Annotated in this window: 4 protein-coding genes; all 4 read left to right on the top strand. The window is 39.8% G+C overall.

The genetic code is table 11. From position 1 onward, the window contains the following. Positions 1–80: uracil phosphoribosyltransferase (locus QZ359_RS06420; RefSeq protein WP_293964281.1), on the top strand; the 80-nt coding region annotated here is incomplete at its 5' end. 172 nt (positions 81–252) lie between these two features. Continuing rightward, positions 253–843 (top strand): ATP-dependent Clp protease proteolytic subunit ClpP, encoded by a 591-nt coding sequence (gene clpP / locus QZ359_RS06415; RefSeq protein ID WP_000613475.1) that lies wholly within the window; start codon positions 253–255, stop codon positions 841–843. A 78-nt stretch (positions 844–921) separates the two neighbouring features. Further along, on the top strand, positions 922–1,209 hold the full coding sequence (locus QZ359_RS06410) for a YlbG family protein (RefSeq protein WP_000462118.1): 288 nt from the start codon (positions 922–924) through the stop codon (positions 1,207–1,209). 67 nt (positions 1,210–1,276) lie between these two features. After that, the coding region (locus QZ359_RS06405; RefSeq protein ID WP_293964276.1) for an ABC transporter substrate-binding protein at positions 1,277–2,387 on the top strand (1,111 nt) is incomplete at its 3' end.

The following is a 2,387-nucleotide window of genomic DNA, read 5'->3' as shown; positions in this document are numbered from 1 at the left end:
TGGATGAACGCTTGAACGAACACGGTTATATCGTTCCAGGTCTTGGAGATGCTGGGGACCGCTTGTTCGGTACAAAATAAAATAAAAAAGAGATTGACTTGGAAAAGGATTTCCAGTCACGAAAGGAGGTTGAATTTTTGTTTCTGTCTAATGAAAACAGAGCAAAAATTTGACCTTTTTTGACCAAGATATTATAATAGTCTTATCTTCAGTCATTTGACCAACAAAATTAAAACTCAAAAGGAGAAATGAATGATTCCTGTAGTTATTGAACAAACAAGCCGTGGGGAACGTTCCTACGATATTTACTCACGTCTTCTCAAAGACCGCATCATTATGCTGACAGGCCCAGTTGAAGACAATATGGCTAACTCAGTTATTGCACAGTTGCTTTTCTTGGATGCCCAAGATAGTACAAAAGATATTTACCTTTATGTCAATACACCTGGTGGTTCCGTTTCAGCTGGTTTGGCAATCGTTGATACCATGAACTTTATCAAGGCAGATGTCCAAACCATTGTTATGGGAATGGCTGCATCTATGGGGACTGTCATCGCATCAAGTGGAGCAAAAGGCAAACGTTTCATGCTTCCAAATGCAGAGTATATGATCCACCAACCAATGGGTGGTACAGGTGGAGGTACTCAGCAAACCGATATGGCGATCGCTGCAGAACACTTGCTTAAAACTCGTAATACCTTGGAAAAAATCTTGGCTGAAAATTCAGGTCAGTCAATCGAAAAAGTTCACGCAGATGCAGAACGCGATAACTGGATGAGTGCCCAAGAAACACTTGAATATGGCTTTATTGATGAAATCATGGCCAACAATTCATTGAATTAATGATCAAAGAAGGCAAACTCGACTGGGTTTGCTTTTTTTGGTATAATAGGGAGAGATTTCTTAGAAAGAGGATTTATCATGTTTGAAAAAGTCAATCGATCTGGCTTGATTATCTATCTTTACTATAATCGTGATGCCAAAAAATTGCAGGATTATGGAGATATTACCTATCATTCCAAGAAACATCGTTACTTACAACTCTATGTTCCAACTCAAGAAATGGAGCAATTGGTCGGGCGCTTGGGCAAGGAAAAGTTTATAAAAAAAGTCAGGGTTTGTCATATCCAAGAGCTGGAAACACCCTTTGTGGGCAATCTTCATCGAGAGGAAAACGTTATCATCGAAAAAGTTCAAGAAAAGTGTTGACAATTTTCTGATAATTCGGTATATTCTTAACATGCTATTTATTTAAGAAATAAGGAGACAAAAAAAGATGAAGAAAAAATTTGCCCTATCGTTTGTGGCGCTTGCAAGTGTAGCACTTCTTGCAGCCTGTGGAGAAGTGAAGTCAGGAGCGTCAAACGCTGCTGGTAACTCAGTAGATGAAAAGACAATCAAAATCGGATTTAACTTTGAAGAAACTGGTGCCGTAGCTGCCTACGGAACATCTGAACAAAAAGGTGCCCAACTTGCCGTTGATGAAATCAATGCAGCAGGTGGTATCGACGGAAAACAAATCGAAGTAGTTGATAAAGATAATAAATCTGAAACTGCTGAGGCGGCTTCAGTAACAACTAACCTAGTAACCCAATCTAAGGTATCAGCAATCGTAGGACCTGCGACATCTGGTGCAACTGCAGCTGCTGTAGCTAACGCTACAAAAGCAGGTGTTCCATTGATTTCGCCAAGTGCGACTCAAGATGGATTGACTAAAGGTCAAGATTACCTCTTTATCGGAACATTCCAAGATAGCTTCCAAGGAAAAATTATCTCAAACTATGTTACTGAAAAATTAAACGCTAAGAAAGTTGTTCTTTACACTGACAATGCCAGCGACTATGCTAAAGGTATTGCTAAAGCCTTCCGTGAAGCTTACAAAGGTGAAATCGTTGCAGATGAAACTTTCGTAGCAGGTGACACAGACTTTCAAGCAGCCCTTACAAAAATGAAAGGGAAAGACTTTGATGCTATCATCGTCCCTGGTTACTACACTGAAGCTGGTAAAATTGTAAACCAAGCGCGTGGTATGGGAATTGATAAACCAATCGTTGGTGGTGATGGATTCAACGGTGAAGAGTTTGTACAACAAGCAACTGCTGAAAAAGCATCAAACATCTACTTTATCTCAGGCTTCTCAACTACTGTAGAAGTTTCAGCTAAAGCAAAAGCTTTCCTTGATGCTTACCGTGCTAAGTACAACGAAGAGCCTTCAACATTTGCAGCCTTGGCTTATGACTCAGTTCACCTTGTAGCAAACGCAGCAAAAGGTGCTAAAAACTCAGGTGAAATCAAGGATAACCTTGCTAAAACAAAAGATTTTGATGGTGTAACTGGTCAAACAAGCTTTGATGCTGACCACAATACAGTGAAAACTGCTTACATGA

It is taken from the genome of Streptococcus sp. (assembly GCF_019414905.1).
Lineage (GTDB): Bacteria > Bacillota > Bacilli > Lactobacillales > Streptococcaceae > Streptococcus.
The sequence above is the reverse complement of the archived record's forward strand: the minus strand, read 5'-3'. Positions and strand labels throughout refer to the sequence as shown.